This window comes from Butyrivibrio sp. (assembly GCF_024699075.1).
In genome coordinates this window covers 1-6754 of the sequence record NZ_JAILQF010000282.1, presented here as the reverse complement: position 1 = coordinate 6754, position 6754 = coordinate 1, and the positions used below count along the sequence as shown (strand labels likewise).

At 40.9% G+C, this 6754-nt stretch carries 7 protein-coding genes; 2 read left to right on the top strand and 5 right to left on the bottom strand.

All coding sequences use genetic code 11. The features are described 5' to 3' along the window. On the bottom strand, positions 1 to 1190 hold a 1190-nt coding region (locus K6G87_RS11480; protein ID WP_296837286.1), incomplete at its 3' end, for a serine hydrolase domain-containing protein. A 209-nt stretch (positions 1191 to 1399) separates the two neighbouring features. On the opposite strand from K6G87_RS11480, the gene K6G87_RS11475 reads away from it, so the two are divergent. Then, the gene (locus K6G87_RS11475; RefSeq protein ID WP_296837284.1) at positions 1400 to 2080 is read left to right on the top strand and encodes a response regulator transcription factor; all 681 of its coding nucleotides are present in this window, start codon (positions 1400 to 1402) and stop codon (positions 2078 to 2080) included. Positions 2081 to 2083: 3 nt separating this feature from the next. After that, on the top strand, positions 2084 to 3565 hold the full coding sequence (locus tag K6G87_RS11470) for a sensor histidine kinase (protein WP_296837281.1): 1482 nt from the start codon (positions 2084 to 2086) through the stop codon (positions 3563 to 3565). A gap of 86 nt (positions 3566 to 3651) precedes the next feature. Here K6G87_RS11470 and K6G87_RS11465 read toward each other — a convergent pair whose 3' ends face one another. The 4 genes from K6G87_RS11465 to K6G87_RS11450 form a co-directional block, all read right to left on the bottom strand. Then, positions 3652 to 4593 (bottom strand): hypothetical protein, encoded by a 942-nt coding sequence (locus K6G87_RS11465; protein WP_296837278.1) that lies wholly within the window; start codon positions 4591 to 4593, stop codon positions 3652 to 3654. A gap of 154 nt (positions 4594 to 4747) precedes the next feature. Next, complete coding sequence (locus K6G87_RS11460; RefSeq protein ID WP_296837290.1) at positions 4748 to 5494, bottom strand: energy-coupling factor ABC transporter ATP-binding protein; 747 nt, start codon at positions 5492 to 5494, stop codon at positions 4748 to 4750. Next, entirely contained in the window at positions 5491 to 6264 is a 774-nt protein-coding gene (cbiQ, locus tag K6G87_RS11455; protein ID WP_296837275.1) for a cobalt ECF transporter T component CbiQ, read from the bottom strand. Before cbiQ ends, K6G87_RS11460 begins: the two co-directional genes overlap by 4 nt. Before the next feature lie 160 nt (positions 6265 to 6424). Beyond that, a partial coding sequence (locus K6G87_RS11450; RefSeq protein WP_296837272.1) for a PDGLE domain-containing protein occupies positions 6425 to 6754 on the bottom strand: 330 nt, incomplete at its 5' end.

Sequence of the window (6754 nt, the reverse complement as noted above, 5' to 3'; positions counted from 1 at the left end):
AGCTGTATATAATACTGGAACATAAAGTTATTGGTTGGATCAAGTGTTATATATGTACCAAGCCATCCGTCCCATCCGAATTCGCCAACAGGAGCATTGGTCTGGTAGGCAGCAGGATCAAGAAGCACGCGGTTGAAGTTACCATAGCCGTAGCCCTGAAGGCTGTCCCAGCCTGTAGATTTTATCTGCTCCGGGGTAAGCTGATTGGTGCGCATGAAGCGAACAGTTTCTTTGCCAAGAATCCTTGTTCCATCACTGGAAGTGCCTCCGTTTAAAAGCATCTGGCCGAACTTTGCAAAGTCATCAATTGTTGATACTATTCCGGCACCGCCTGATTCGAAGGCAGGAGCCTTTGTTATTGTATCTTCCATGGCAAGGTGAGGGCCTTTTTCTATTACAAGTTTTCCGGTTACATTCTGTATTTTAACTTTTCCACTTACAGAGTCTATTACAGATGTTGGCTGAGCATTCTCACCATCTGCAAAGAATCTGTATTTTTGAGCGAGACGGCCAATCTTTTCCTCAGGTACATAGAAGCCTGTATCGTGCATATGAAGAGGACGTGTGATCTCATCTTCTATGAACTGGCCAAAGCTTTTGCCGGATACAACTTCTACAACGGCGCCCATTACATCGGCGCTTGTTCCGTATCTCCAGCGCTCTCCAGGTTCGAACTCAAGTGGGAGCTGTCCTATCTTATTAGCAAACTCGACAGTACCAATGCGCTCGCCTCTTTCATGGGCTTCATCCATTTTGGTAAAAAGAGCTGTAGAGCATGCAGTAGGATAGTTGTTCTCTTCTGGATAAGTAAGGCCGCTTGTCATGTTGAGGAGGTCTTTAAGGATAAGCTCTCTGTTTGGAGCTTTGACTTCTTCTCCTTTACCGGTCCATACTTTTTGATCCTTAAATCCCGGCAGATATTTGCTGACAGGATCGAAGAGGTCGATCTGGCCGCGTTCCATCAGGATCATTGCGCATACAGAGGTTATCATTTTGGACATGGAGAACATGCGGAAGATTGTATCTTCTTTCATTGGAATGTTGTTCTCGATATCTGCAAGGCCATAGCTGCCTCTATAGAGCATCTGGCTGTCTTTGGTTATCATGATGTTGGCACCTGAAATATGGCCAAGTGCTATTTCTTTGTTTATAACATTGTCAATTGCCTGAATCTGACGAGTGTTGTTCATCTTTTTTTCACAGTCCTTCCTTAAAATAGAAATGTTATTGTGTCGTTTGGGCGGGAAAACATGAATTTTAAGCCTTTTTATCTAGGTTATAACTAAAGCCCACAAAAACAATAATAGCACAAATGCTTATATGCTTGTGCATTGTTAGTGCTTGTTTTTTGTTATAAAATTGTTATATATGAGGGTATTGTAGAAAATGGAGGATTATTATGCGTTTATTACTTGCAGAAGATGAAGAAGAATTATCAAATGCTCTGGTTGCCATACTTCGTCACTCAAGCTATACGGTCGATGCTGTATATGATGGAGAGGATGCTCTTGACTACGGACTTTCTGGTGATTATGACGGAATAATACTTGATATCATGATGCCCAAGATGGAAGGGACCATGGTCCTTAAAAAGCTAAGAGAGGCCGGAATTACTACGCCGGTCCTGTTCCTTACTGCCAAGAATGACATTGATGACAGAATCAAGGGACTTGATCTTGGTGCGGATGATTATCTTACCAAGCCTTTTGATATGGGCGAACTTCTTGCAAGAATTCGTGCCATGACAAGACGTAAGGCAGATTTTAGCCAGACTTCGCTTTCCTGTGGAAATCTTGTTCTGGACCGTAATACTTATGAGCTTTCTACCGAGGGTCACGAAGGCATACGCCTTGCGGGCAGAGAGTTCCAGATGATGGAGATGCTCATGACTACTCCCGGAAGAGTAGTATCTGTCGATAATTTTATGGACAGGATATGGGCTGATGGTGAAGCTGATGTTAATGTTGTCTGGGTATATATATCCAATCTTCGTAAGAAGCTTGCGGCACTTGAATCAACAGCAGAAATTAAGGCATCGAGAGGCGTTGGATATTCTATTCACGAAAAAAAGGATGCGTGATCTATGGTCAGTAAACTTCGCAGAAAGTTTGTAATAACTGCAATGAGCGCACTGCTTGTGATACTTGTGGTGCTTATAAGCGTTATCAATGTGGCCAATCTTATAGAAGTTACAAATAGCGCAGATTCAATACTCAAGACTCTTGCAGATAATGATGGAGCATTCCCTGAAAATGGGCCTATGTTTGGATCCGGCGAAAACGGATTTGGCAGTTCTGATATGGCACCACCTGAAAATGGGAAGCCGGAAGATGATTCTCAAGAAGGCAATTCTCATGAAAATAATTCCTCTGGGGATAATTCCTCATCTTCAGATGATGAATCTGGTAATTCCTCTTCAAAACATATGAGCATGGAAGAGGGATCTTCACATTCTCCGGGAAGCTCTTCTGAAGGAAATTCCGGACCTCCGGAACCAAGAAGCATGGAACTTGGAAGGAATAATCTGGACTATACCAGAAATATGGAAACTCCATTTTCTACAAGATATTTCTGGGTAAGATTTAATGAGTCCGGAGAAGCCATAGAGATAGATACAAGTCATATAGCCTCTGTTTCTGAGACTATTGCCGGCAATATGGCTGCCGATATTTATGGAACGGGTCATACAAAGGGCTACAAATCATCCTATAGATATTATGTTAAAGAGATGGAGACAGGCGGCACTCTTATTCTTTTTAAGGACTGCAGCTCTGATCTGTCCAATTCCATAAAGCTTCTTCGTAATTCTTTTATCCTGATGTTTGTATGCCTTATAGCCATGTTCATCCTTGTATGGACTATGTCAGGGCATGCAGTATATCCGGTTGTTGAATCTTTGGAGAAGCAGAAGAGATTTATAACTGATGCTGGTCATGAGCTTAAGACGCCGCTTGCTGTTATATCTGCCAACGTTGACGTAATAGAACTTGATAATGGCAAAAGTGAGTGGACGCAGAGCATTAAGAACCAGGTTAACCGCATGACTGCTCTTGTTAAGAATATGCTTACTCTTTCACGTATGGAAGAAGAGAACGTTAAGCTTATTTTCTCAGATATAGATTTAAGTAGTATCCTTATGGAGACGGCAAAGAGCTTTGAAGCTGTTGCAGAGAGTTCCGGCAAAAAATATTCAATTGATATAGAGTCCGGAGTTCATATAAAGGGTGATAAGAATTCCATGACCCAGCTTGCGTCTCTTCTTATAGACAATGCCATGAAGTATTCATCTGATGAGGGTAATATATCTGTCAGGATGAATAAGGGAAGGCATATAGAATTTGAAGTAAGTAATACCTGCGACAATATGCCTGAAGGTGATCTGGACAGGCTCTTCGACAGGTTCTATAGAGCAGATACTTCAAGGAACAGGAAGAGCGGAGGATACGGCATAGGTCTTTCCGTTGCAAGAGCTATAGCAGTCTCTCATGGCGGTAACATAGAGGCCATACGAGACGGCGATAATATCATAAGATTTCTGGTCATGCTACCGAATGGGAAGAACTGACATTGCTATTGATGAAAGAGTGAATAAAAAAGTACGTAAAGTCTGAGGGAACCTCATTCTTTACGTACTTTTTGTTTGAGTGCTACTTATTTGTTAATTCTTCTGGAGATGTCTTCAACACTGTTTGCAGCTCTTCTTAAGTTGTAGGTGTTTGGATTTTGAACTGCGCGCTTTATGTCGATCACATTGTCGGTGATCTCAAGACCAGCTACGATCTGGCTCTTAAGCTGAGTATTAAGTGCATGTGTCTGAACATATTCAATATAGTCTGCCATTGTATCTATAGTGGGATTTGGCATTCCCATAAATGTTCCGATAAGAAGGATCACAAATGGAAGAACAGCGAGTATGACAGCAAGTGGTGAGTGTGTTGCATAAAATGCGATGATTCCTAATACAGTTACAGTTGCTGCTACTTTAGCGATTATGCTTGAACGGATCTCTCTTTTAATAGTTCTTAAAAGGAAGTTCTTGCCATCCTGAACATAGTAGGTTACAAGATCATAGAACTGGTCCATATTTGAGTCTTCGAAGTAGCCAAGCTGATAACACAGGATCATTTTGGCTGTATTATTATAAGCTGTTTTTACTACGTTGTTGATAAGCTTTGCTATAACTGGCATTAATGGAATGTTGAGTTCTGCGAGGTATGATGTTATCTTTATGATGCCCTTTGTAGCTTTGCGCATTATGATTCCAAAACTTCTCTTACGGGCTATGAATCTTCTGTTTCCGAATTTGTTTAAGAGATCAAGGCCTTCTTTGACAGGATTATCAGATATCTCTCTTCCGACAAGTGCCCTTGCGATCATAAGAGTTCTTGCATTATCATATACTCCCATCATATAAAGCATAAAAGCTGATACGATTAGTAATACGATACCAAGTAGTATGCCTATAAATCCTGTTCCGAATAATCTTGTGGCTGATGCGATAATGCAGAGAATAAGAATGACTCCGAGAACTACAAGTGTTCTTAAGAAAAACTTGTTGTAAATCTGCTGAGCTAACTTTTTTCTTTCTTTCATTAGGTGCTCCCCTTTTATCAAATGTATTTTCGAAGCAATTATACTTTATCTGATATAATATGTGTTCAAAATCCGACGAAACGTCAAAAATATGCGACGAAATGCATATTTTCACTGATAAAGGGGGATATAAGTATGACTTTCCAAGTGATAGTTATAGTCTTGAAAGGCTAAGTGGGAGTTCAAGTCCGTGGGATGTCAGAAGGTCTTTATCTTTTAGGATGGTATTTGTATCTCCATCTGCAATGATCCTCCCTTCATCTATCAGAACGGTTCTTTCGCAGGTATCCATGACAAAATCAAGGTCATGGGATGTTATTATTTTGAGAGATTTTATTTCATTTAGTATACCTATAAGATTCCTTCTGTTTCTAGGATCAAGGGCTATTGATGGCTCATCCATGATGATGATGTCTGGATTCATGGCAAGGATGGTGGCTATTGATGCGAGCTTTTTTTCCCCACCTGACATTTTGTAGGTCTGCTTCCTGCGGAGGTGTTCGATATTGAGGAATGAAAGCGCATCGTCTACTCTCTTTTGAACTTCCTCTTCAGACAGGCCGTAGTTTCTGGGCCCAAATGCAATATCGTCTTCAACGCTCGACAAGAAGAGTTGGCTGTCAGAATCCTGGAATACGTAGCCAACGTGTTCTCTTATGTGGTTTAGGTTTTGGGAAGTGACTTCATGCCCTGCAACAACAAGTGTTCCCTGGTAATTGGTATACAGTCCTACCAGAAGCTTCATGAGGGTGGACTTACCGATTCCGTTGGCACCTATTATGCCTATGCTTTCGCCGTCCTTTGCATGAAGATTTATATCCTGAAGGACAGGTGTGTCCTTGTCGTAGGCAAAAGAGAGATTTTCAATTTTTAAGATTTCGCCGTGTATTCCTGTTTTCATAGTAGTATCCTGCACCTGATAATGATCAAGATAGTGGCCCATATTAGGGGATAGATGATGTCAAATGGGGTCACTTTTTTGTTGTTAAAAGAAAATTCGCCTTTAAAGCCTCTAAGGAGCATGCTCTCATAGACCATTTCAGCTCTGTCCATGCTTCGAAGAAGCCACTGTCCAACGAGCGTTCCCCAGGCTTTATAATGTATGCCTTTTTGTGATGGAGCCCTTAATCTGTAGGCTGTTGTGATCCTTGCAGCTTCCTGTGCCATGACATCGAAATATCTGTATATGAGCATGATCACGATCACAATTATCTTAGGGACTTTAAGACATCTTAAGGCATAGCAGATGTCGTCTATTGATGTGGTAGCTATCAGCGCATAGGCTGCCAGCACGCAGTAAAGACCTTTTATGATGAGGGTTATCATCGATATGACTCCGCCTGAAACAGGTATACTTCCTATATATAGTACTGTTTTGGTGTCAAAGAAGGGGTTAAAGATTCCTACGAACATGACAAGCGGTAGTATAAGTCTCATTCTATACAGGCCTTCTTTTAAGGAAAGGTCCCCCATAAGAAAAGTAAATACGAGATAGATAGCCATAAGTATAAGTGGCGCTATATCATAGCCTCCAAATGAAGCTGTCAAAAATATGTATATAACGCTAATAAGCAGCTTCCCCAGAGGATGAAGGTCATTCATCCAATGGGAACGCTGCTGAAGATCCTGAATCTTATTAAGTTCTCGTAAGTTTTGATCTATTGAACTCATATCTTAATTTAGTAGTTTTGATCTATTGAACTCATATCTAAATTTAGGTAACTATAATCTATTGAACTTATATCTAAATTTAGATAGCTAGTATCTATTGAACTTATATCTAAATTTAGATAGCTAGGATAAGCTTTTTTTAAATGTGAATCTGAGCGGATCATGCTTTATTTTTTTTGCTAAAAAATTTAAAGGCATAGCAGGCGCCAACTGTTATAAGTACAACTACTAAAGCTCCTACGATTCCTGAAAAGCTTGTTCCAAGTACGGATTCGCTTCCTTTGAAAGCGTAGTCAGGAAGAAGCGATGTTGCTTCCTGGATTCCGGCTGCTGTTTCGTAAGCGCTGCCTGTTGCTTCAAGTTCTGCTGTTCCTGCAACTTTCTCCATGGACCATTCAAGGCCGTCCGGGAATGCTGAAGCAAACAGTGATATGATGCCGCCGCAGATAGCTGCTGCTACTGCAAGTATAGCAATTGTAGGCTTATAAGA

Excerpts from the sequence above, each read along its gene's own strand:
- K6G87_RS11475 (WP_296837284.1), top strand. The coding sequence starts at position 1,400 with ATGCGTTTATTACTTGCAGAAGATGAAGAAGAATTATCAAATGCTCTG.
- K6G87_RS11470 (WP_296837281.1), top strand. The coding sequence starts at position 2,084 with ATGGTCAGTAAACTTCGCAGAAAGTTTGTAATAACTGCAATGAGCGCA.
- K6G87_RS11465 (WP_296837278.1), bottom strand. The coding sequence starts at position 4,593 with ATGAAAGAAAGAAAAAAGTTAGCTCAGCAGATTTACAACAAGTTTTTC.
- K6G87_RS11460 (WP_296837290.1), bottom strand. The coding sequence starts at position 5,494 with ATGAAAACAGGAATACACGGCGAAATCTTAAAAATTGAAAATCTCTCT.
- cbiQ (WP_296837275.1), bottom strand. The coding sequence starts at position 6,264 with ATGAGTTCAATAGATCAAAACTTACGAGAACTTAATAAGATTCAGGAT.